Consider the following 23979-nt stretch of genomic DNA (forward strand, 5'->3'; position numbering starts at 1 on the left):
ATAAATTTATGATTAGAGGTGTAAAATGATGTGGGATTTTCCGAAAAAGTGGTTAGGTTTAGTAGCTATTATTGGAACTTTACTTTTTCTTGTTTTTTGGAAAACGAACCAGAGTGTAGAACGAACGCCTATTACAATGAATGTGCAAGAGAAGGAGATAGAAAAAAAGGATAAACCGAAAATATCGGATACAAAGGAACAGAAAAGAACAATTATAATTGATGTGAAAGGAGCGGTTAGTAAAGAAGGTGTATATGAAATGAAGGAAGGAGATCGCGTAAAGGATGCGGTTCAAAAGGCTGGTGGTTTTTTATCAGAAGTAGATATGAAAAAAGTGAATTTAGCACAAATTGTACAAGATCAAATGCTTCTTTATATACCGAGTAAAAATGAGTCAGAACAAGGGATGTTTACTTCTTCTAAGGAAGATGGCAAGATTCGAATAAATACAGCGGCGAAAGAGCAATTGGAAAAAATTACGGGGATTGGTTCTCGAAAGGCAGAAAGTATTTTGAAATATCGAGAAGAACATGGTCCGTTTCAGAAAATAGAAGATTTATTAGAGATTGATGGGATTGGTGCGAAGTCTCTTGAAAAGATAAAAGGTCAAATTATTATTCCGTAAAAGATTGACGAAGTTTTTCTTCTTTCGCTACACTACAAGTAGACAAAAAAAGTAGGTGAAAAATATGGAACGAATTTCATGGGATCAATATTTTATGACGCAAAGCCATCTACTATCGTTACGTAGTACATGTACAAGGCTTGCGGTAGGAGCGACAATCGTTCGCGATAAAAGAATTATTGCTGGTGGATATAATGGTTCGATTAAAGGTGGCGTACATTGTATAGATGATGGTTGTTACGTAATCGATAATCATTGTGTTCGGACAATTCATGCCGAAATGAATGCTTTATTACAATGTGCCAAGTTTGGTGCGAAAACAGAGGAAGCAGAAATTTACGTTACGCATTTCCCTTGTTTACAATGTTGTAAGGCAATTATTCAAAGTGGTATTACAGCGGTTTATTATGCGCAGGATTATAAAAATCATCCATACGCCATAGAATTATTTGAACAAGCGAATGTAACAGTGAAGCACGTTCCGTTAGAATATGATATTGCTGCATTAGAGGAGCAAAAAAGTTATACGGAGTTAAAAGAATTATTTGCGTCTTTAGAAAAAGATAATTTATCAATGGAAGAATTACAGCATGTATTCACGAAAGCAAAAATGATGCTATAAGGAGTGAGTATAAGTTGCAGGAACAATGGGGGTATGTTGCAATCTCGTTTATAATAGGGATTGCAATTGCCTTTTCCTCGTCACTTTTATTGATAGTTTTTTGCCTCTTTTTAAATGTTTGCTTCTGTTTATATCGCACTTCGCGTAAAACCTTCATTTTTTGCATTGTAGCGTGCTTTAGTAGCGCTATATACACTTCCTGTGTTCAAGGGTGGAACAAGCCTCTAGGAGAGTCCTATGGGGTTACAAGAGGGGTTATACAAAATACGCCGCTTGTTAATGGGGATCGCCTATCTTTTCAATTTGAAGACCAGAATAAAAATATAGTACAGTTAAGTTATAGAATAAAATCAGCCTTGGAAAAGGAAAAGATGCAACAATTATACGCAGGGATATCATGTATATTCGAGGGTGAGAGGAAAGAACCGCAAACAGCTCGGAATTTTCATGGTTTTAATTACCGTGATTATTTATATAAGCAACATATTCATTTCACATTTGAGGCTACATATATTTCTGAATGCTATAAAACATCACTGTCGCTCATGCAATGGATTCTTCTTTTGAGGCAACAAGCAATTTCCAAAGTTACAGAAATGTTTCCGGAGCAATCAGGTGCTTTTATGAATGCGTTACTATTTGGTGATAGACAACAAATGACGTTTGAAGTAGAAGAGCAATATCAACAGTTTGGTCTTGTACACTTGTTAGCAATTTCAGGTTCGCACATTGTATTGTTAATGGGGATAGTATATTTTGTTTTGCTGAGAAGTGGTGCGACGAGGGAGGTAGCAACAATTTGCCTTATCGTCTGTATTCCTTTGTATATGGTTTTAGCAGGGGCGTCACCATCTGTTATAAGAGCTTCTATAACAGGAGTTTTGATGTTGATTGCTTTTATGTGCTCGATTCGTTTATCTAGTTTAGATGCTTTAAGTGTAACAGCTATATGTATGCTTATATATGACCCTTATCTTGTTTTTAATATTGGATTTCAGTTTTCTTTTGTAGGTAGCTTCGCTTTACTTTTGTCTGCTCCGCTATTATTAGGGAGTAGCAACGGAGTAATCCGAAATGCTATTTATATTTCTATCATTTCACAGCTCGTTAGTACTCCGATTTTGTTATATCACTTTGGTTATTTTTCTCCATATAGCATTTTCCTCAATCTCTTATACGTCCCGTTTTTATCTATCATTGTATTACCATGTAGCATTATTATTTTACTGTGTATGCCAATTGTCCCGTTTCTCGCAAAAGGATTTGCGAATGTATTATCAATAGGCTTGAGTATGTCTAATGATTTTCTAAGTTATTGTGAAAGTTTACCATTTACCCAGCTTGTTTTTGGGAAAACGCCCTTTAATCTTGTAGCTGTATATTGCGCGAGTATTGTCAGTATATTGATGGTTTGGGAAAGGAGAGCGCCGAAAAAAATGGTGTGTATAGTTGTAAGTGTATTTCTTTTTATTAGCACGTGTCATTATGTATATCCATATTTTAGAGAAAGCGGAAGTGTAACATTTATTGATGTTGGACAAGGTGATGCAATATTGATTCGCCTTCCGTATGATAAAGGGATTTATCTTATTGATACAGGTGGAACGCTTCGTGTGAATAAGGAAGAATGGCAACAAAAAAAGCATGAATTTTCTGTTGGAACTGATGTTTTAATACCCTATTTACAAAAGGAAGGTATTAAAACAATCGATAAATTAATCGTAACGCATGGAGATGCAGATCATATAGGTGCTGCGCAAGAATTATTATCATATATACCTGTAAAAGAAGTTGTATTTGGCCGAAAGGGAAAAGATGCAGTATTAGAAAAAGTAGTAAAGAAAAAGGCATTAGAAAAGGAAATGAAAATAACTGAAGTGGGGGAAGGGGAGAGTTGGAGTGTAAATGAAGCAGAATTTTTCGTTTTAGCTCCAAAAGGAAAAGAAAAAAGCGAAAATAACGCTTCAATTGTAATATGGGCAAAATTTGGAGGACTGACGTGGCTATTTACAGGCGATTTAGAAGAAGAAGGAGAGAAGTTTTTAGTATATGCGCATCCAGATTTGCGAGTGGATGTTTTAAAAGTTGCTCATCATGGGAGTAACACGTCATCTATAGAGCCTTTTTTGAACGTTATACAGCCCCGTGTAGCGATTATATCTGTTGGTAAGCAGAATAGATATGGACACCCGCATAAAGAAGTGATAGAGCGTTTTGAGAAGATGGGGAGTGCGATATGGCGCACGGACCAGCAAGGTGCTATTTCCTATGTTTTTAAAGGGGAAAATGGAACCTTTCAAAGTAAAATCACATATGATAAGACATATAATAGTTGAAAAAGAGAAGACTGCCATGAAGTGGCAGCCTTTAAGAACCGATAAATTTAATAACAGTTGCAATGATGAAAAGTGTTGCGAAAAAACCAAATGAGACGATAAATCCTACCCCTGAATCAATAGCGTCATTGCGTTTACTTTGAACGTTTTGTTCAAAATCATTCATTTAGAATCCCTCCCCAACATTCCACTTTAGTATAAAATATTGTCAGAAAAAAATCTACAATTTCCATGTGAAGAGAAAACGAGCTTTTTTGCTACTTTTAGATCATGAAGTAACGTAAGTTTTTTGTTTCCAAGCATGTTAACAGTTGGCACTTATACTCGAATTTTTATTGTGAATAATAAAGGGAAGGTGATTACCGCACACCAATAAGAAACCCGGGGCTTATTGCGTGGCGTTTAATATAAATAAAGGGACGGGTTATAAAGCCTGTTCCTTTGTACTTGTAAAACAAAAGCGAGGGCATTAGTATAAATATATATTGTCAAGTTAGGGAGTAGGAAAAAGTATGAGTGATATACATAAAAAAATTAAAAAGAAACAGTTCGCTCCGTTATATTTACTATATGGAACGGAAGCTTTTTTTATAAATGAAACGATAAAGCTTATTACGACAGAAGCACTTGAAGAGGAAGATAGAGAGTTTAATGTTGTGACATACGATTTGGAAGAAGCGTATTTAGAAGATGTGGTTGAGGATGCGCGTACGCTTCCTTTCTTTGGAGAACGGAAAGTACTGTTAATAAAATCACCGCTATTTCTGACTTCGCAAAAAGAAAAGTTAGAGCAAAATATAAAAATTTTAGAAGAATATATTGGTGAACCTTCTCCATTTTCTATTCTTGTTTTTGTTGCGCCTTACGAAAAACTTGATGAGCGAAAAAAAATTACAAAACTATTAAAGAAAACAGCTGATGTAGTAGAAGCGAATGCGATGCAAGTGCAGGATGTTCAGAAGTGGATTATTGCTCGTGCAGATGAAGTGCATGTGCACATTGATAACGCGGCTGTTAGTTTGTTGCTAGAGCTTGTGGGAAGTAATGTAACGATGTTGGCGAAGGAAATGGACAAGTTAACGTTATACGTTGGTATGGGCGGAGAGATTACGACGAAACTTGTTGCAGAGCTTGTGCCAAAATCAGTTGAGCAAAATGTATTTGCTTTGACAGAAAAAGTGGTAAAAAAAGATATTGCAGGTGCAATGCAAATTTTGGATGGATTATTTACGCAGCAGGAAGAACCGATTAAATTGCTTGCGTTATTAGTGAGTCAATTCCGTTTGTTGTATCAAGTGAAAGAGTTACAGCAACGTGGTTATGGGCAAAATCAAATTGCATCTCATATTGGTGTGCATCCGTATCGTGTAAAGTTGGCGATGAATCAAACGAAATTTTTCTCTTTTGAAGAATTAAAAAAAGTGATTATAGAATTAGCGGAAGCTGATTATAGTATGAAGACGGGAAAGATGGATAAGAAACTTGTGCTCGAGTTTTTCTTAATGCGATTAAATCATATGTGATGACACAAAAAAGTTCATGTACTTAGTGCATGAACTTTTTTTGTATATAAAAAAACGATCCAAATGGATCGTTTTTTAAACGCCTTACGCGTTTACTTGTTTCGCTAAGCGAGATTTTTGACGAGATGCAGCGTTTTGGTGGATAAGACCTTTACGAGCTGCTTTGTCAAGTTTTTTAGAAGCAGTTTTGAAAGCTTCTTTAGCATTTTCAAGATCGTTATTAGTAACTAAAGCTTCTACAGTTTTAACAGCAGAACGCATGTCAGACTTGATAGAAGCGTTATGTGCACGACGCTCTTCGCTAAGTTTAGCGCGTTTGATAGCAGATTTGATGTTTGCCATACTTTTCACCTCCCTGGTGCAATCGAATGACTCGATTCTTACATAGAACAAGTGATATTCTATCAAACGGTGAAGAGAATTGCAATAGTATATCCATGAAATTTCACGTAAAGGAAAGAATGACCTTATATAACTTTGGGAAATCTAACGATATTTACTATGAATTACGGAGGAGATACGATGAAAGAACCATTGGATTTAAGTAAATATAGCGTTAGAACTGACCTTGCTGTAGAAGCTCATCAAATGTTGCAAGAAAGCCAAGGAGAACAAAAAGGGATACAGGGAGTAATTGTAAAAGAGAGGGAAGAAGAAGGTACTATAATTACAAAAGTAACAATTGATGAAGCTGCCTCTGAAGCGATGGGTAAAAAACCTGGAAATTATTTAACGCTTGAAGTACAAGGTATACGTCAGCAAGATACAGAACTTCAACAAAAGGTGGAGCGTATTTTTGCAAAAGAATTTTCTTATTTCTTAGAAGAGGTTGGTGTTACAAAAGAAGCGAGCTGTTTAATTGTAGGCCTTGGGAATTGGAATGTAACACCGGATGCTCTTGGGCCAATAGTTGTAGAAAATGTATTAGTAACGAGACATTTGTTTCAATTGCAGCCTGAAAGTGTAGAAGAAGGATTTAGGCCTGTTAGTGCAATTCGACCGGGGGTAATGGGAATTACCGGGATCGAAACGAGCGATGTTATTTATGGGATTATTGAGAAGACAAATCCAGACTTTGTAATTGCGATTGACGCATTAGCTGCCCGTTCTATCGAACGAGTAAATAGCACGATACAAATTTCTGATACTGGAATCCATCCAGGATCGGGGGTTGGGAATAAACGTAAGGAACTAAGTAAAGAGACATTAGGTATCCCTGTTATTGCAATTGGTGTTCCGACTGTGGTCGATGCCGTTTCGATTACGAGTGATACGATTGATTTTATTTTGAAACATTTTGGTCGAGAGATGAAAGAAGGAAACAAACCTTCACGATCTTTGTTACCAGCGGGATTTTCATTTGGAGAAAAGAAAAAATTAACAGAAGAAGATATGCCAGATGAAAAGAGCCGAAATATGTTTTTAGGTGCTGTTGGTACGTTGGAAGAAGAAGAAAAAAGAAGGCTGATTTATGAAGTGCTATCGCCTCTTGGTCATAATTTAATGGTGACCCCAAAAGAAGTAGATACTTTTATTGAGGATATGGCGAATGTAATAGCGAGTGGTTTAAATGCAGCGCTGCATCATCAAATTGATCAAGATAATACAGGAGCGTATACACATTGAGGGAGAAAGATGATAATAGTTTGAGTCGTTTTGCGCTTTTGTGTATATGTAGTGTAGCTTTATGTTTACTTATGATGATAGCAGGAGTGTCACTTGCTAATCATGGTTTGAAAAGTATGAAAGGTTATCGGCAATTGTCGTATGAACAAATAGCTCATATGACAGGGACAGAGAGTACAGGTGTTGAATCAGAAATTTTGGGTAGTTCGTTTTCAGCTTCAGAAAAACAACAACAATTAGAACGTTTAAGAAGTTTTAATGTTGTAGAAGGAATTGGGATGGCGGTAGCAAGTGTAGCTTATGAAATGACGAAGTTTGGAACGGATATAGTTGTTGGGAAAATAAAGGGGATTTTTAGCTAAGAGTAACATGGGAGGCGGTTGTTTTACTGATTTGTAAGACAACCGTTTTAAAATTTGAAAAGGGTTTGTCTCTTATGGTTTATTCGCATAAGATATAGATAGAATGATTTGTATCGTAAGCAGCACGAGTTTTCATTGAATCTTTGTTGCTCTATTGATATAATCAGTGCTAGTGTATATTGGCGAGACTATTAGGAGTTGAGAACATAGATGAACAAAGAAGAAAGAGCAAAAAGACAGTCCAAAATTCGTAATTTCTCTATTATTGCTCATATTGACCACGGAAAATCAACGTTAGCAGACCGTATTTTAGAGAAAACAAATGCGTTAACACAACGCGAAATGAAAGCTCAGTTGCTTGACTCTATGGATTTAGAGCGTGAGCGTGGTATTACAATTAAATTAAACGCAGTACAATTAAACTATAAAGCAAAAGATGGTGAAGAGTATATTCTTCATTTAATTGATACACCAGGACACGTCGACTTTACGTACGAAGTATCTCGTAGTTTAGCGGCTTGTGAAGGCGCGATTCTTGTAGTAGATGCAGCGCAAGGTATTGAAGCGCAAACGTTAGCGAACGTATACTTAGCGCTTGATAACAACTTAGAAATTTTACCAGTTATCAATAAAATCGACTTACCAAGTGCGGATCCAGAACGTGTACGTCAAGAGGTAGAAGATGTAATTGGTTTAGATGCATCAGAAGCGGTACTTGCTTCTGCGAAAGCTGGAATTGGTATTGAAGAAATTTTAGAACAAATTGTTGAAAAAGTACCAGCTCCAGCAGGTGATTCAGAAGAGCCGTTACAATGTATGATTTTCGACTCTTTATATGATCCGTACCGTGGTGTAATTGCTTATATCCGTGTTGTAAATGGAACGGTAAAAGTTGGCGATAAAGTACGTATGATGGCAACGGGTAAAGAATTTGAAGTAACAGAAGTAGGTGTATTTACACCGAAAACTACGCAACGTGATGAGTTAACAGTAGGTGATGTAGGTTTCTTAGCAGCATCTATTAAAAACGTAGGTGATACACGTGTTGGTGATACGATTACACATGCGAAACGTCCAGCTGCAGAGGCGTTACCAGGTTACCGTAAATTAAACCCGATGGTATTCTGTGGGCTGTATCCAATTGATTCTGCTCGTTATAACGATTTACGTGATGCGTTAGAAAAATTAGAGTTAAACGATTCTGCTCTTGAGTTTGAACCAGAAACATCTCAAGCGTTAGGATTTGGTTTCCGTTGTGGATTCTTAGGACTTCTTCACATGGAAATCATTCAAGAACGTATTGAACGTGAATTTAAGATTGACTTAATTACAACAGCGCCAAGCGTTATTTATAAAGTTTATTTAACAAACGGTGAAGATGTTATTGTTGATAATCCATCTAATATGCCAGATCCACAGTCTATCGATCGTGTAGAAGAGCCGTTTGTGAAGGCTTCAATTATGGTTCCGAATGACTATGTTGGAGCTGTAATGGAAATTTGCCAAGGTAAACGTGGAACGTTTATTGATATGCAATATTTAGATGAAACGCGTGTTACATTAACATATGAAATCCCGTTATCAGAAATCGTATATGACTTCTTCGATCAATTGAAATCAAATACGAAAGGGTATGCATCATTTGACTACGAGTTAATTGGTTATAAACCATCTAAACTTGTGAAAATGGATATTCTTTTAAATAATGAACAAGTAGATGCTTTATCATTTATCGTACACCGTGATTCAGCGTATGACCGTGGTAAAGTAATTGTAGAGAAATTAAAAGAATTAATTCCGAGACAACAGTTCGAAGTGCCAATTCAGGCGACTATCGGAAATAAAGTTGTAGCCCGTTCTACAATTAAGGCGATGCGTAAAAACGTACTTGCAAAATGTTACGGCGGTGACATTTCTCGTAAGCGTAAACTTCTTGATAAGCAAAAAGAAGGTAAAAAACGTATGAAGTCTGTTGGTTCTGTAGAAGTGCCGCAAGAGGCATTCATGGCTGTACTGAAAATGGATGACAACTAATATTTGAAATAAAAAAGAAGTCGTTTGTGCGGCTTCTTTTTTCTGTATAATTACTTTTTAGACATCTGAGCAGCTCTCATTTACAATAATGAGAGAGCTTTTTAGTTCATATAGAGTTAGGAGATTGTTAATGTCCGAAAATATTCGAAAAGATATTCAAGATAAAATACAAAATGGCAATTTTAATTGTGAAAAGGAATTGACGCTTTCTATTATTAGTGGAAAGTGGAAAGTTGTGATACTGTGGCATCTTGGTGTGGAAGGGCCTCATCGTTTTAGTGAATTACAACGGTTATTCCCAAGCATTTCTCATAAAGTTTTGTCGAACCAATTAAAAGAGTTAATGGAAGATGGGATTGTTGATCGAACAGTATATCCCGAAATTCCTCCTCGTGTTGAGTATTATATGACGGAACTAGGCATGTCGCTTTTACCGATCGTTGAAATGATGTATGATTGGGGAAAAATGCGAATGGAACAAATTCGTAATACGTTAGAGAAGTAGAGAATCCTCCGGAGTGCGGAGGTTTTCTTTTTAGAAAGGTAGGAGTTATATTTGGTACAAGCTGCATATATTCATATTCCGTTTTGTCAGCACATTTGTCACTATTGTGATTTTAATAAAGTGTTTATTGAACGCCAACCGGTTGATCAATATTTAGATTATTTAGAGAAGGAAATAATAAATACGGTTCAAAAAGTTCCGTTTGATAGTATGAAAACGATTTTTGTGGGCGGTGGAACTCCGACAGCGTTAAATATGGAACAGACAAAAAAATTACTCGAGATTATTAATCGTCATTTGCGTCCGTTTGCTCCAAATTGTGAATTGACATTTGAAGCGAATCCAGGAGATCTACCGAAAGAGAAGTTGAATGTACTACTAGAAGGTGGAGTGAATCGAATTAGTTTTGGTGTGCAAACGTTCCGTGATGAACTGCTTGAGAAAATCGGGCGCAAGCATACGAGGGAAGATGCATTCCTAGCGATTCGAGAAGCTCAGGAAGTAGGCTTTAAAAATATTAATGTAGATATTATTTATGCTTTGCCAGGACAAACGATAGAAGATGTGAAGGAAACATTAGACATTGCTTTTACGCTTGGTGTACAACATTTCTCGGCATATTCATTAATTGTGGAACCCAAAACAGTGTTTTATAACTTAATGAATAAAGGGAAATTGCGTCTTCCGGGTGAAGACCATGAAGCGAAAATGTATGAAATGGTAATGGATGAAATGGAGAAAAACGGTTATAACCAGTATGAAATTAGTAATTTCTCAAAAGGTGACAATAAAAGTAAACATAATCTCACATACTGGAATAATGAAGAGTATTATGGCTTTGGAGCTGGAGCTCATAGTTATGTGAATGGGGAACGTATTCAAAATGTAGGTCCGCTGAAGCAATATTTTAATAAAATTGATGAAACAGGATTTCCGTATTTAGATGTTCATAAGGTGACGGAGAAAGAAAGAATGGAAGAAGAACTGTTCTTAGGACTTCGAAAAACGAAAGGTGTTTCTAAAACGGCATTCCGCAATAAATTTAATGTGGAGATGGATCAAGTTTTCGCGAAGCAGTTACAAAGCAATCAAGAACAGGGATTACTTGAAGAGGAAAATGGACATGTGCGTTTAACGCGAAAAGGAAAATTATTAGGGAATGAAGTATTCCAATCATTTTTGATTGACTAATTAAATGTTCCATGGGCGTGAAAAAGTTTCATTATTTCGTGACGTTTCCGTTGACAATTGAATGTCAATTTTGGTAAGTTATTAATAGATTTAGCACTCGAAGACAAAGAGTGCTAACAGAGGTGATGATGAGATGCTTACGGAACGTCAGCTCTTAATTTTACAAACAATTATTGATGACTTTATTGGATCAGCGCAGCCTGTTGGGTCTAGAACGTTGGCTAAAAAAGATCAAATTACATTTAGTTCAGCTACTATTCGAAATGAAATGGCGGACTTAGAAGAATTAGGTTTTATTGAAAAAACACACAGTTCTTCTGGACGTGTTCCTTCTGAGAAAGGCTACCGATTTTATGTAGACCATCTTTTAGCGCCGCAAAACTTACCGAACGCTGAAATTGTACAAATTAAAGATTTATTTGCTGAAAGAATTTTTGAAGCGGAAAAAATTGCACAGCAATCTGCTCAAATTTTATCAGAACTTACGAATTATACGGCCATTGTCCTTGGACCGAAGTTAAGTACAAATAAACTTAAAAATGTACAAATTGTGCCGCTTGATCGTCAAACTGCAGTCGCTATTATTGTAACTGATACAGGGCATGTACAAAGTAAAACGATTACCGTTCCGGAATCTGTTGATTTATCAGATTTAGAAAAAATGGTTAATATTTTAAATGAAAAGCTATCTGGCGTACCGATGGAAGAACTTCATAATAAAATCTTTAAGGAAATTGTTACAGTTTTACGTGGGTATGTTCATAATTACGATAGTGCAATAAAAATGTTAGATGGTACATTTCAAGTTCCGTTATCGGAAAAGATATACTTTGGAGGAAAAGCAAATATGCTTTCGCAGCCAGAGTTCCATGACATTCAAAAGGTTAGATCTTTGCTTACCATGATTGATAATGAAGCCGAATTTTATGACATTTTGCGTCATAAACAAGTCGGGATTCAAGTGAAAATTGGTAGGGAAAACACTTCGACGGCTATGGAGGATTGCAGTTTAATTTCTGCAACATATTCGATCGGCGAAGAGCAACTTGGAACAATTGCTATTTTAGGTCCTACGAGAATGCAATATTCTCGTGTAATTAGTTTGTTACAGTTATTTACGAGACAATTTACTGATGGACTTAAAAAGTAAATGAGAGTAATACATTCGCTCAAGTGATGAAATTTTCATTGCTGTGTGTAATATATAATGTTTAGGTAATCATGCTATACATGATACCTAATACCTTTTAAGGAGGTGAATATTGTGGAAGAGCGTAACGAACAAGTGGTAGAAGAAGTAAAAGAAGCGCAAGTTGAAGAAGCTGTCACGCCAGAAAACAGTGAAGAAACTGTAGAAGAAAAAAGTGAGGCTGCTCTTTTACAAGAAAAAGTAGATGAGTTACAAGCGAAACTAACGGAAACGGAAGGTCGCACATTACGTCTACAAGCTGATTTTGAAAATTATAAGCGCCGTGTCCAAATGGATAAACAGGCTGCTGAAAAATATAGAGCACAAAGTCTAGTTTCAGACATTTTGCCAGCTCTTGATAATTTTGAAAGAGCGATGCAAGTGGAAGCAACTGATGAGCAAACGAAATCCTTATTACAAGGTATGGAAATGGTGCATCGTCAATTGCTAGAAGCGTTGACTAAAGAAGGTGTGGAAGTGATTGGAGCTGTTGGTAAACAGTTTGATCCTAATGAACACCAAGCTATTATGCAAGTGGAAGACAGTGAATTTGAATCAAGCGCGGTTGTGGAAGAATTCCAAAAAGGTTATAAACTAAAAGATCGTGTAATTCGCCCATCAATGGTAAAAGTAAATCAATAATTTACATAAAAGTAGGAGGATTAGCCATGAGTAAAATTATCGGTATTGACTTAGGTACAACAAACTCTTGTGTAGCTGTTATGGAAGGTGGAGAACCAAAGGTTATCCCAAATCCAGAAGGCAACCGTACAACACCTTCTGTTGTAGCTTTCAAAAATGAAGAACGTCAAGTTGGGGAAGTTGCAAAGCGTCAAGCAATTACAAACCCAAATACAATCATGTCTGTTAAACGTCATATGGGTACAGATTACAAAGTAGAAGTTGAAGGTAAAGATTACACACCTCAAGAAATTTCTGCAATCATTTTACAAAACTTAAAAGCTTCTGCTGAAGCATACTTAGGTGAAACAGTAACGAAAGCTGTTATTACAGTACCTGCATACTTCAACGATGCAGAGCGTCAAGCAACGAAAGATGCTGGTCGTATCGCTGGTTTAGAAGTTGAGCGTATCATTAATGAGCCAACAGCAGCAGCACTTGCTTACGGTTTAGAAAAACAAGATGAAGAACAAAAAATCTTAGTATATGACTTAGGTGGCGGTACATTTGACGTATCTATCCTTGAGTTAGCAGACGGCACATTCGAAGTTATTTCAACTGCTGGTGACAACCGTCTTGGTGGAGATGACTTTGACCAAGTTATCATCGATCACTTAGTAGCTGAGTTCAAAAAAGAAAATAACATTGATTTAAGCCAAGATAAAATGGCGCTTCAACGCTTGAAAGATGCAGCTGAAAAAGCGAAAAAAGATCTTTCTGGTGTAACACAAACACAAATTTCATTACCATTCATTAGTGCTGGAGCTGCTGGTCCATTACACTTAGAATTAACGTTAACAAGAGCGAAATTCGAAGAACTTTCAGCAGGTCTTGTTGAAAGAACATTAGAGCCAACTCGTCGTGCATTAAAAGACGCTGGTTTTGCTCCAAGCGAATTAGATAAAGTTATTCTTGTTGGTGGATCTACTCGTATCCCAGCTGTACAAGAAGCTATTAAACGTGAAACTGGTAAAGAGCCATATAAAGGTGTAAACCCTGATGAAGTTGTAGCATTAGGTGCTGCAGTTCAAGGTGGCGTACTTACTGGTGATGTAGAAGGCGTACTATTATTAGATGTAACTCCACTTTCTTTAGGTATTGAAACTATGGGTGGTGTGTTCACGAAATTAATCGAGCGTAACACTACAATTCCAACAAGTAAGTCACAAGTATTCTCAACAGCTGCTGATAACCAACCAGCAGTAGACATTCACGTATTACAAGGTGAGCGTCCAATGTCAGCTGACAACAAAACGTTAGGTCGTTTCCAATTAACAGACCTTCCACCAGCACCACGTGGTATTCCACAAATCGAAGTAACATTCGATATTGATGCGAACGGTATTGTTAACGTACGTGCGAAAGACTTAGGAACAAGCAAAGAGCAAGCTATTACAATCCAATCTTCTTCAGGTCTTTCTGATGAAGAAGTAGATCGTATGGTACAAGAAGCAGAAGCAAATGCTGACGCTGACCAAAAACGTAAGGAAGAAGTTGAACTTCGTAACGAAGCTGACCAACTTGTATTCCAAACAGACAAAGTTGTAAAAGATTTAGAAGGTAAAGTAGATGCAGCTGAAGTTGCAAAAGCAACAGAAGCGAAAGAAGCATTACAAGCTGCAATTGAGAAAAACGAGCTTGAGGAAATTCGTGCGAAAAAAGACGCTTTACAAGAAATCGTACAACAATTAAGTGTTAAATTATACGAGCAAGCTCAAGCAGCTGCTGGTCAAGCAGAAGGTGCGCAAGGTGCACAAGACGCTGGCGTGAAGAAAGATAATGTAGTTGACGCTGAGTTTGAAGAAGTAAAAGAAGACAAGTAATTCAACTGCAAAGATAATAAGTAAGATGACAAAAAGTCAAAGTCAAGCGTGCCTTGACTTTGGCTTTTTTCACGAATGAGGAGAAATGTGTGAGGTTCTTAAGTTTTTTGCTTTGCATACTGTAAGTGAGGAAACTTTGTTGCAAAGCACTTTCTTTCGGTGTTAAAATTACGTTTATGTGAAAGATTCGGGGGTTGCAAATTTATGAGTAAACGAGACTATTATGAGGTCCTTGGACTTAGCAAGGGCGCTTCAACAGATGAAATTAAAAAAGCGTATCGTCGTTTGGCTAAAAAATACCATCCAGACGTAAGCAAAGAAGAAAATGCGCTTGAAAAGTTTAAAGAAGTACAAGAAGCATACGAAGTGTTAAGTGATGATCAAAAGCGTGCGCAGTACGATCAATTTGGTCATGCTGGTGCAAATCAAGGCTTCGGTGGATTTGGCGGCGGAGGAGACTTCGGCGGTGGCTTCGGTTTTGAAGATATATTTAGTTCTTTCTTTGGCGGTGGTGGCGGCAGACGTCGTGATCCGAATGCTCCGCGCCAAGGTGCTGACTTACAATATCAAGTCACTTTAGATTTTGAAGAAGCTATTTTTGGTAAAGAATTAAACGTGGAAATTCCAGTAGAAGATCCATGTGATACTTGTAAAGGTAGCGGTGCAAAACCAGGAACTTCAAAAGAAACATGTAAACATTGTTCAGGATCAGGTCAAGTGAGTGTAGAACAAAATACACCGTTTGGTCGTATTGTGAACCGTCAAGCTTGTGGTCATTGTTCAGGTACTGGGCAAATGATTAAAGAAAAATGTACGACATGTCACGGTTCTGGTAAAGTTCGTAAACGCAAAAAAATCAATGTTAAAATTCCAGCAGGTATCGATAATGGTCAACAAATTCGTGTATCTGGAAAAGGTGAAGCTGGCGTAAATGGTGGACCAGCAGGAGATTTATATGTAGTCGTTCATGTAAGAAGTCATGAATTCTTTGAGCGTGAAGGAGATCACATTATTTGCGAAATGCCATTAACATTTGCACAAATGGCACTTGGTGCTGAAGTGGAAGTTCCTACTGTTCATGGTAAAGTGAAGCTGAAAATCCCAGCAGGAACACAAACTGGAACAGAATTCCGCTTAAAAGGAAAAGGTGCTCCGAACGTACGTGGATACGGTCAAGGAGATCAATATGTAGTCGTTCGCGTTGTTGTACCGACGAAATTGACTTCACATCAAAAAGATTTATTACGTGAATTTGCAGGGCAAGAAGAGCAGGATGATAGTTTGTTTGGAAAGCTTAAACGTGCTTTCAAAGGGGAATAATGGAAATAAAAAATGGAGTTGGTAAATTGTGAAATGGTCAGAAGTTAGTATTCATACAACAGAAGAAGCAGTAGAAGCTGTCTCTCATATTTTACACGAGGCTGGTGCTAGTGGAGTTGCTATTGAGGACCCAGCGGAGTTAACGAAAGAGCGCGAGCAACAATATGGTGAAATTTATGCATTGAATCCAGATGAATATCCGGCGGAAGGTGTATTAATAAAAGCATATTTTCCGCAAACGGATTCTTTACATGAAACGATTGCAGGTGTAAAATCATCTATTGATGTGCTTCCATCTTACGACATTGAAATTGGTACTGGAAATATTACCGTTAACGAAGTCAATGAAGAAGATTGGGCTACTGCTTGGAAAAAATATTACCATCCAGTACAAATTTCTGATACATTCACAATCGTACCGACGTGGGAAGAATATACACCATCTTCTCCTGATGAAAAAATCATTGAATTAGACCCAGGTATGGCGTTTGGTACAGGAACTCATCCAACAACAACGATGTGTATTCGTGCTTTAGAAAAAACAGTACAGCCAGGTGACGCTATCATTGATGTAGGAACAGGTTCTGGTGTGCTTAGTATTGCAGCGGCAAAATTAGGTGCGTCTTCTGTTCAAGCATATGATTTAGATCCGGTTGCAGTTGAAAGTGCAGAAATGAATGTGCGTTTAAATAAAACAGATGATATCGTGTCTGTTGGGCGAAATAGTCTTTTAGAAGGTATTGAAGGTCCTGTTGATTTAATCGTAGCTAACTTATTAGCAGAAATTATTCTTTTATTCCCTGAAGATGCAGCGAGAGTTGTGAAGTCAGGTGGATTATTTATTACATCGGGCATTATTGCTGCGAAGGAAAAAGTAATTTCTGAGGCGTTAGAACAAGCTGGATTTACAATTGAAGAAGTGTTACGAATGGAAGATTGGGTAGCAATTATTGCACGAAATGCGTAATATAGATTTTAGTCTATAATGAAAAGGGGAGTCTCTCACTATAAGGTGAGGGACTTGCCGTTTGTTATATGAAAAATGATAATGTTTCGTTCTTTTCGTAAGTGTTGACTTACGAAAGGAACGAAACTCTACTAAGGTGATTATATGCAACGTTATTTTGTAGAAGAAAAACATGTAAGTGAAGCAAAAATTCGCATTGTAGGTGATGATGTACATCACATTGCGAGAGTAATGCGTATGACAGCTGGCGATCAAATTTATTGCTGTGTAAACGGAAAAACAGCAGTGTGTTCAATTGATGAAATTACCAGTGAATTTATTAATACGGCTATTGTAGAATGGGTAGAGGCGTCAAGTGAACTTCCTGTTTTCGTGACGATTGCAAGTGGACTGCCAAAAGGAGACAAGCTAGAGTTGATTTTTCAAAAAGGAACTGAGCTTGGGGCAGCTGCATTCTTACCATTTCAAGCATCTCGCTCTATCGTAAAATGGGATGCGAAAAAAGCTGATAAAAAAGTTGAGCGTTTAAGAAAAATTGTGAAAGAAGCTGCGGAACAATCACATAGAAGTGAAATTCCAGAAGTACATGCTCCGGCATCATTTAAGCAATTGCTTTCAATGAGTGGTGAGTATGATGTTTGTCTTGTTGCTTACGAAGAGGAAGCAAAACAAGGCGAGAAATCTAATTTTGCGAAAGCTTTAACGACAATGAAACCAGGTCAAAAACTATTGATTGTATTTGGCCCAGAAGGCGGTTTAGCTGAGGAAGAGATTACAGCGCTTCGTGAACATAAATTTGTACCATGTAGTTTAGGACCAAGAATTTTAAGAACAGAAACGGCGCCGTTATACGCGTTAAGTGCTGCTTCGTATCATTTTGAATTGATGGGGTGATGATCAATGTCAACTGTTGCGTTCCATACGTTAGGTTGTAAAGTAAACCACTATGAAACAGAAGCCATTTGGCAATTGTTTAAACAAGGTGGTTATGAAAGAACAGAATATGAAAAGAAAGCTGATGTATATGTTATTAACACATGTACAGTAACGAATACTGGGGACAAAAAAAGCCGTCAAGTAATCAGACGTGCTGTGCGTCAAAATCCAGATGCAGTTATTTGTGTAACGGGATGTTATGCACAAACATCTCCAGCTGAAATTATGGCGATTCCAGGTGTAGATATCGTAGTTGGTACACAGGATCGTGAAAAGATGTTAGGTTACATCGAAGAATTCCGTAAAGAGCGTCAACCAATTAATGCTGTCCGCAATATTATGAAAACACGTGTGTACGAAGAACTTGATGTACCTTATTTCACGGATCGTACACGTGCGTCTTTAAAAATACAAGAGGGTTGCAATAACTTCTGTACATTCTGTATCATTCCTTGGGCGCGTGGTTTAATGCGTTCTCGTGATGGAAAGGAAGTTATTAAACAAGCACAACAATTAGTGGATGCAGGCTATAAAGAAATCGTATTAACGGGTATTCATACAGGTGGATACGGCGAAGATATAAAAGATTATAACTTGGCTGGATTACTTCGTGATATGGAAGCGGAAGTAGGCGGATTAAAACGCCTTCGTATTTCTTCTATTGAAGCGAGTCAAATTTCAGATGAAGTAATTGAAGTGTTAGATAAATCTGAAGTAGTTGTACGTCACTTGCATATCCCGTTGCAATCTGGCTCTAATACTGTATTAAAACGTATGCGTCGTAAATATACGATGGAATTCTTCCAAGAGCGTTTAGATCGTTTGAAAGAAGCGTTACCAGGCCTTGCAATTACATCTGACGTAATCGTTGGTTTCCCAGGTGAAACAGAAGAAGAATTCATGGAAACATACAATTTTATTAAAGAGAACCGCTTCTCTGAGTTACACGTGTTCCCTTATTCAAAACGTACAGGAACACCTGCAGCGCGCATGGAAGATCAAGTTCCTGAAGATGTGAAGAACGATCGTGTTCATCGTTTAATTGAGTTATCTAATCAATTAGCGAAAGAATATGCATCAGCGTTTGAAGGTGAAGTACTTGAAATTATTCCGGAAGAGCAATTTAAAGAGGGCGACCGTGAAGGGTTATATGTAGGTTATACAGATAACTACTTGAAAATTGTATTTGAAGGATCAGAAGAATTAATTGGTAAGCTAGTGAAAGTGAAAATTACGAAAGCTGGTTATCCATATAACGAAGCACAATTTGTTCGTGTTCTTGAAGATGATGTGAAAAAAGAATCAGCAAGCGCATAAAAAGAGCGTGCAACCGGAAACGGTTTGCATGCTTTCTTTATTTTTGAAGAGGTTAAGTACTAGAAGGTGGGGAGGCGTTTCGTGCATCCCTGTATGAAAAAAGATGAAATGATAAAAATATAGTTATCTTCATGAAAGAAGGATACTAGCTATTTGCATAACTTTTGAAAAGGAAATGCTTCTATTCTTCTTTTATTCTGCCAAATAGTTGACCTGAAGTGATAAAATGTATTATAATCGTAAAAGACATGCTGAAGAAGTGTTTCTTTTTGCATGCTGAAGTTAGTATGTAAGTGTGATGTTTCGGAGGGAGGGAAAGAGAATGTCAAAAACAGTCGTTCGTAAAAACGAGTCTTTGGAGGATGCACTTCGCCGTTTTAAAAGATCGGTTTCTAAAACTGGTACACTTGCTGAAGCAAGAAAGCGCGAGTTTTATGAAAAACCAAGTGTAAAACGTAAGAAGAAATCTGAAGCGGCAAGAAAGCGTAAATTCTAAGAGAGGGTGTAAGTTATGAGTCTTCTCGGTCGTTTAAACGATGATATGAAACAAGCGATGAAGAATAAACAAAAAGAAAAATTAACCGTTATTCGTATGGTTAAGGCTGCTTTACAAAATGAAGGTATTAAACTGCAACATACTCTTACTGAAGAAGAGGAAGTAACAGTTTTAGCTCGTGAAGTAAAACAGTATAAGGACTCCCTCCTTGAATTTAAAAAAGCTGGTCGTGAAGACCTTGTTAATAAACTGCAAAGTGAAATTCAGATTTTAAGCGCATATTTGCCAGAGCAATTAACTGAAGAAGAACTAGTTGATGTAATCAAGCAAGTTATTTCTGAAGTTGGTGCGACTTCTAAAGCAGATATGGGTAAGGTGATGACTGCTGTTATGCCGAAAGTAAAAGGTAAAACAGACGGATCACTTGTGAATAAGTTGGTTATCCAGCTATTAGCATAAAAAAACGTCTCATTTCGTATGAGACGTTTTTTTATTGTTCTTATTAAGGAAAAACGCTATATTGCTTAAAAAGCGTTTCTGTAAGTGATAGAAACGCCTCTGGTATGTAAAAAAGGTAACGGCCTTAGTTGTGATTAATCCCACCATAAAAAAAGCTTTTTCGTTTTCTTAATTTCTTCGACTAACTCCTCAATGCTTTCTATTCCTTGTTCCACTATATCTGGACAAAATTCATACATTTCTTGCGCGAAAGATTGCATTTCTTCGTCTGTAGGTAACACGCTAAAAATGGCATCAACCCAGTCATGATCTGCACCGATTATGATAAAAGGATAGCGATCATTCCATTTTCTTAGTTTGAAAATAACATCCATATTGCTAACTTCGTAATTAACGCCATTTGTTTGTTGGATTGTAAGGATATCAAATTGGCCATTTCCTTGTGTAATTGCAATTCTACACTTACTCTTACTTCCTTGACTAAAACTTCTTTCGCAAATAAAAGCTAAGTATCCAAGCTTCTGAACCTCAGATTGAAGTTTTATAACTTGCTGTTCAGCATAATTCTCAAAGGTAACGAAAGAGACTCCGGCTATTTTAGATTTTGAATCAGTTGCATAAAAGGGCTGGATGCTGCTGTTAGTAACTTGTTTTATAACATTTAAAATTTCTTGACTAAATCCAATTTCCTTTCGTATTTCCTCGCTTATTAATTCATTTTTTTGTTTTTTAATGACTCCTAATATTTTTTTGAAATTCATATAACAACCACCTATAAGATATTCTTACTTACACCGCAAAATTCAGAGTGGAGCAATTTCCTTTTTCGAATTTTATCTTATTTGTCTAATGAATGACAACTACTTATTCTATGGTCAGTATGTCACACCCAGAACAAATTGTAACAGGGTTTTTCAAGTTTCTAACTGCTCGCTAGGCTCAATTTCTTAATGTAACTTGTACTGATATCCCCTAGGGGCGCATATTCTTGTATTAATACTTCTATTATTATGGGTAACATCCTCTGATCCATCATTGTCCCGATAAATATGATTTCATATAGCGACTGTTTTAATTAACATGAGATGAACACTTACAGAATATAGTTATGTTAGTGAAGTCGTTATAACACGATAGGCACTTGTGAAGAAATACATATATATGGGATGAGGAGGGGGTCTTTCGAGATGAAGAAATTAGAACAAATGAAAAATTGGTTAACAAAACAAGTAGACCTACCAGTGGATGTATTAATGGATCTGCCTCGGATTACTCTTGTTGGGCAAATACATATTTATATAGAAAATCATCGGGGGCTATTAGTGTTTTCAGATAAAGAAGTGCGATTGCTTTTAAAGCACGGTCAATTACTAATTAAAGGACAATCCTTTGTTATTAAAACGATTCTTCCAGAGGAGCTTTTGCTCGAAGGGATAATTGAGCAAGTAACATTTTTAGAAAATGAGAAAAAAGGTGATTGAAGTGAAACTTCCATTTGTGAAGTTTTTCTTCTTTATCCTGTAAAAGTTCCGTTGATAGAGATCGATTACAGTTTTACTCTGTTTCATTTTAGTACGAGCTATTTTAATGCTTCAAATGAAAAGTGGTATATCTACTTTTAGAAAGGTAGTGAAGGTGGTAAATGAAAAATAAATGGTTTATAAAGTGGCTTGGATATGTAAAAGTGCGAATTGAAGGTAGAGGAGCGGAACGGTTTGTTAATGAATGTGTACGGAGGAATTTATTAGTTTGGGATGTTAGGAAGATAGCTGATGAAACGTTAGTTTTTTGTATGTTGTTACGCGATGTGAAAAAAATAAAACCAATTTATAGAAAAAATGAATGTAAATTATATTTTATTGGACGTTATGGTTTTCCTTTTTGGAATAAGCGTTTAATTAAAAACAGTGGATTTTTAATTGGGTTTTTAATTTTCTTTTTTGGCGTGATTACAATGTCAAATATGGTTTGGAAAATTGAAATTTCAGGAGCAAAACCTGAAACAGAATATATATTGATGAAAGAATTGGATAAAATGGGTATTCAAAAAGGGAAACTACAGTTTCAAATGCCGAATGTAGAAGATGTACAACGCCATTTGACAGATAATATTAATGCCATTACTTGGGCGGGACTAGAAGTAAGAGGAACAACGTATCATTTTAAAATCGTTGAAAAAAACGAACCGAAAAAAGAAAAGGAACAAAGGCCGCAAAATTTAGTAGCAAAAAAAGAAGCGATTATTACAAAAACGTTTGTAGAAGTTGGAAAGCCGGTTGTACTGAAAAATGATCATGTAGAAAAAGGGCAGATTCTCGTATCGGGAATATATGGTAATGAGGAAAGTCCGACGATTGTTTCAGCGAAAGGTATTGTGTATGGCGAAACGTGGTATACGTCTAAGGTAGATGTCCCACTAAAGACGCAATTCCAAGTGTATACTGGTAATGTATATAATGAACATTTTCTTAAATTTTGGGATATGAAAATAAAAATATGGGGATTTCAACATGATAAGTATAAACGCTCTCGTACTGAAAGTGTAAAGCATGATGTGAAATTATTTGGTTTTACACTGCCGATTGCATATGAAAAAGATGTTGTAAGAGAAGAGGAAGAAGCGAATCGAGAATATACAGAAAAGCAAGCGCTGAAAGTAGCGAAAGAGATGGCTGAAAAAGAACTAAAGAAAAAATTGGATGAACATGCTATGATTGTAAGTGATAAGATTTTGAGTAAAAAGGTTGAGGGGGATCAACTAAAAGTCACATTGCATTATACTGTGGTTGAAAATATTGCAGAGCCACAACCAATATCCGAATCCGATATTCAAGGAGACTGAGTAATGGCAGAACAATTAGTAGAAATGAACCAACAATTGGAAAATACTAACGAAGCAATCGCTCTTTTTGGAGTCAATGATGCGCATTTAAAAGTAATTGAACGAGAACTGAATGTATCGATCGTAACTAGAGGAGAAACTGTTCATGTATCTGGGGCAGTTGAAACGGTGACACTCGTAGAAAAAATCTTACAGCAATTACTTGTTGTAATTCGTAAAAGTATATCAATTTCAGAGAGAGATGTTGCGTATGCAATTCAGCTCGCACAACAAGGGAAAATTGCTCAATTTGAAGAGTTATATGAAGAAGAAATTTTCAAGACTGCAAAAGGTAAATCCATTCGTGTAAAAACAATGGGGCAAAGACGATATATTCATGCGATGAAGAAGAATGATATTGTCTTTGGGATAGGGCCTGCAGGAACTGGAAAAACATACTTAGCTGTAGTAATGGCTGTGAGGGCTTTAAAACAAGGATATGTAAAGAAAATTATTTTAACAAGACCTGCTGTAGAAGCTGGAGAAAATTTAGGTTTTTTACCAGGGGATTTGAAAGAGAAGGTGGATCCATACTTACGTCCATTATATGATGCCTTACATGATATTCTTGGACAAGAATATACGCAGCGTATGATGGAGCGAGGAGTAATTGAAATCGCGCCGCTTGCTTATATGAGGGGACGTACGCTTGATGATTCATTTGTTATTTTAGATGAGGCTCAAAATACAACGGGTGCTCAAATAAAAATGTTTTTAACAAGATTAGGTTTTAGTTCTAAAATGGTTATTACAGGAGATCCTTCACAAGTAGACTTGCCGAAAGGGGTAAAATCAGGGCTATCTATAGCTGCTAATATTTTATCTGGTGTATCAGGTCTGTCATTTATTACATTAGAACAAACGGACGTTGTGAGACATCCATTGGTGCAACGTATTATTGAGGCATATGATAAAATGGAATGATCCTATTTGTCAGGATCATTTCTTTTTGTATGATAAGGTTGGCGAACGTCGTATTTTTTACTATCATGAAAGATAAGGAAAATAAACTATAGGTACTGGTATAAAATGTTGCCTCAAAGTATCGTTGGGTAGAAGAAATGAAAGCTATAAATAGTTTCACTT

At 36.7% G+C, this 23979-nt stretch carries 24 protein-coding genes; 21 read left to right on the plus strand and 3 right to left on the minus strand.

Annotated features, from left to right (window positions below):
- The first annotated feature begins 25 nt into the window (after positions 1-25).
- The 3 genes from RT27_RS11665 (at position 26) to RT27_RS11675 (ending at position 3583) form a co-directional block, all read left to right on the plus strand.
- Positions 26-625, plus strand: a complete 600-nt coding sequence (locus RT27_RS11665; protein ID WP_029443325.1) for a helix-hairpin-helix domain-containing protein — start codon at positions 26-28, stop codon at positions 623-625.
- Between the two features lie 64 nt (positions 626-689).
- Positions 690-1247, plus strand: coding sequence for a ComE operon protein 2 (locus tag RT27_RS11670; RefSeq protein WP_029443324.1), 558 nt, complete (start codon positions 690-692; stop codon positions 1245-1247).
- Positions 1248-1261: 14 nt separating this feature from the next.
- Positions 1262-3583: a DNA internalization-related competence protein ComEC/Rec2 gene (locus tag RT27_RS11675; RefSeq protein WP_043936242.1), complete on the plus strand. Its 2322-nt coding sequence runs from the start codon at positions 1262-1264 to the stop codon at positions 3581-3583.
- Between the two features lie 31 nt (positions 3584-3614).
- On the opposite strand, the gene RT27_RS11680 is transcribed toward RT27_RS11675, so the two are convergent.
- Complete coding sequence (locus RT27_RS11680) at positions 3615-3749, minus strand: YqzM family protein (RefSeq protein ID WP_000997609.1); 135 nt, start codon at positions 3747-3749, stop codon at positions 3615-3617.
- A gap of 346 nt (positions 3750-4095) precedes the next feature.
- Here RT27_RS11680 and holA point away from each other — a divergent pair, with 346 nt between their 5' ends.
- Positions 4096-5106 (plus strand): DNA polymerase III subunit delta, encoded by a 1011-nt coding sequence (gene holA / locus RT27_RS11685; RefSeq protein WP_016080251.1) that lies wholly within the window; start codon positions 4096-4098, stop codon positions 5104-5106.
- A gap of 84 nt (positions 5107-5190) precedes the next feature.
- Here holA and rpsT read toward each other — a convergent pair whose 3' ends face one another.
- Entirely contained in the window at positions 5191-5448 is a 258-nt protein-coding gene (rpsT, locus tag RT27_RS11690; protein ID WP_001274012.1) for a 30S ribosomal protein S20, read from the minus strand.
- Positions 5449-5628: 180 nt separating this feature from the next.
- Here rpsT and gpr point away from each other — a divergent pair, with 180 nt between their 5' ends.
- From gpr to RT27_RS11760, 14 genes are all read left to right on the plus strand, one after another.
- On the plus strand, positions 5629-6732 hold the full coding sequence (gene gpr / locus RT27_RS11695) for a GPR endopeptidase (protein ID WP_029443322.1): 1104 nt from the start codon (positions 5629-5631) through the stop codon (positions 6730-6732).
- Complete coding sequence (locus tag RT27_RS11700) at positions 6729-7094, plus strand: YqxA family protein (protein WP_001207095.1); 366 nt, start codon at positions 6729-6731, stop codon at positions 7092-7094. Before gpr ends, RT27_RS11700 begins: the two co-directional genes overlap by 4 nt.
- A gap of 210 nt (positions 7095-7304) precedes the next feature.
- Positions 7305-9128: an elongation factor 4 gene (gene lepA, locus RT27_RS11705; RefSeq protein ID WP_001030948.1), complete on the plus strand. Its 1824-nt coding sequence runs from the start codon at positions 7305-7307 to the stop codon at positions 9126-9128.
- A 130-nt stretch (positions 9129-9258) separates the two neighbouring features.
- Positions 9259-9633, plus strand: a complete 375-nt coding sequence (locus RT27_RS11710; protein WP_001293539.1) for a helix-turn-helix domain-containing protein — start codon at positions 9259-9261, stop codon at positions 9631-9633.
- A 51-nt stretch (positions 9634-9684) separates the two neighbouring features.
- Complete coding sequence (gene hemW, locus RT27_RS11715; protein WP_029443320.1) at positions 9685-10824, plus strand: radical SAM family heme chaperone HemW; 1140 nt, start codon at positions 9685-9687, stop codon at positions 10822-10824.
- Between the two features lie 133 nt (positions 10825-10957).
- Complete coding sequence (hrcA, locus tag RT27_RS11720; RefSeq protein WP_016080253.1) at positions 10958-11974, plus strand: heat-inducible transcriptional repressor HrcA; 1017 nt, start codon at positions 10958-10960, stop codon at positions 11972-11974.
- A 114-nt stretch (positions 11975-12088) separates the two neighbouring features.
- A complete protein-coding gene (grpE, locus tag RT27_RS11725; protein ID WP_043936244.1) occupies positions 12089-12655 on the plus strand; it encodes a nucleotide exchange factor GrpE in 567 nt (188 codons plus the stop codon).
- Positions 12656-12681: 26 nt separating this feature from the next.
- Positions 12682-14517: a chaperone protein DnaK gene (gene dnaK, locus RT27_RS11730; protein ID WP_016080254.1), complete on the plus strand. Its 1836-nt coding sequence runs from the start codon at positions 12682-12684 to the stop codon at positions 14515-14517.
- Positions 14518-14721: 204 nt separating this feature from the next.
- On the plus strand, positions 14722-15837 hold the full coding sequence (gene dnaJ / locus RT27_RS11735; protein WP_016080255.1) for a chaperone protein DnaJ: 1116 nt from the start codon (positions 14722-14724) through the stop codon (positions 15835-15837).
- A gap of 28 nt (positions 15838-15865) precedes the next feature.
- A complete protein-coding gene (prmA, locus tag RT27_RS11740; RefSeq protein WP_043936245.1) occupies positions 15866-16804 on the plus strand; it encodes a 50S ribosomal protein L11 methyltransferase in 939 nt (312 codons plus the stop codon).
- A gap of 144 nt (positions 16805-16948) precedes the next feature.
- Positions 16949-17698 carry a 16S rRNA (uracil(1498)-N(3))-methyltransferase gene (locus tag RT27_RS11745; RefSeq protein WP_016080257.1) on the plus strand — a complete coding sequence of 250 codons (750 nt, stop codon included), beginning with the start codon at positions 16949-16951 and terminating at the stop codon, positions 17696-17698.
- A gap of 6 nt (positions 17699-17704) precedes the next feature.
- Entirely contained in the window at positions 17705-19057 is a 1353-nt protein-coding gene (mtaB, locus tag RT27_RS11750; protein ID WP_000108680.1) for a tRNA (N(6)-L-threonylcarbamoyladenosine(37)-C(2))-methylthiotransferase MtaB, read from the plus strand.
- Positions 19058-19379: 322 nt separating this feature from the next.
- Positions 19380-19553 (plus strand): 30S ribosomal protein S21, encoded by a 174-nt coding sequence (gene rpsU / locus RT27_RS11755; protein WP_000048061.1) that lies wholly within the window; start codon positions 19380-19382, stop codon positions 19551-19553.
- Between the two features lie 15 nt (positions 19554-19568).
- Positions 19569-20012, plus strand: a complete 444-nt coding sequence (locus tag RT27_RS11760) for a GatB/YqeY domain-containing protein (protein ID WP_000054582.1) — start codon at positions 19569-19571, stop codon at positions 20010-20012.
- A gap of 134 nt (positions 20013-20146) precedes the next feature.
- Here RT27_RS11760 and RT27_RS11765 read toward each other — a convergent pair whose 3' ends face one another.
- The gene (locus RT27_RS11765; protein ID WP_043936247.1) at positions 20147-20773 is read right to left on the minus strand and encodes a DUF4253 domain-containing protein; all 627 of its coding nucleotides are present in this window, start codon (positions 20771-20773) and stop codon (positions 20147-20149) included.
- A 426-nt stretch (positions 20774-21199) separates the two neighbouring features.
- Between RT27_RS11765 and yqfC the strand changes: the two genes are divergently transcribed.
- From yqfC to RT27_RS11780, 3 genes are all read left to right on the plus strand, one after another.
- Positions 21200-21493: a sporulation protein YqfC gene (gene yqfC, locus RT27_RS11770; protein WP_000732269.1), complete on the plus strand. Its 294-nt coding sequence runs from the start codon at positions 21200-21202 to the stop codon at positions 21491-21493.
- A gap of 161 nt (positions 21494-21654) precedes the next feature.
- Positions 21655-22854: a sporulation protein YqfD gene (gene yqfD / locus RT27_RS11775; protein ID WP_043936249.1), complete on the plus strand. Its 1200-nt coding sequence runs from the start codon at positions 21655-21657 to the stop codon at positions 22852-22854.
- Positions 22855-22857: 3 nt separating this feature from the next.
- On the plus strand, positions 22858-23817 hold the full coding sequence (locus RT27_RS11780; RefSeq protein WP_000840520.1) for a PhoH family protein: 960 nt from the start codon (positions 22858-22860) through the stop codon (positions 23815-23817).
- The last annotated feature ends 162 nt before the right edge of the window (positions 23818-23979 follow it).

Origin of the sequence: Bacillus sp. L_1B0_5 (assembly GCF_000836715.1) — a bacterium.
Lineage (GTDB): Bacteria > Bacillota > Bacilli > Bacillales > Bacillaceae_G > Bacillus_A > Bacillus_A thuringiensis_S.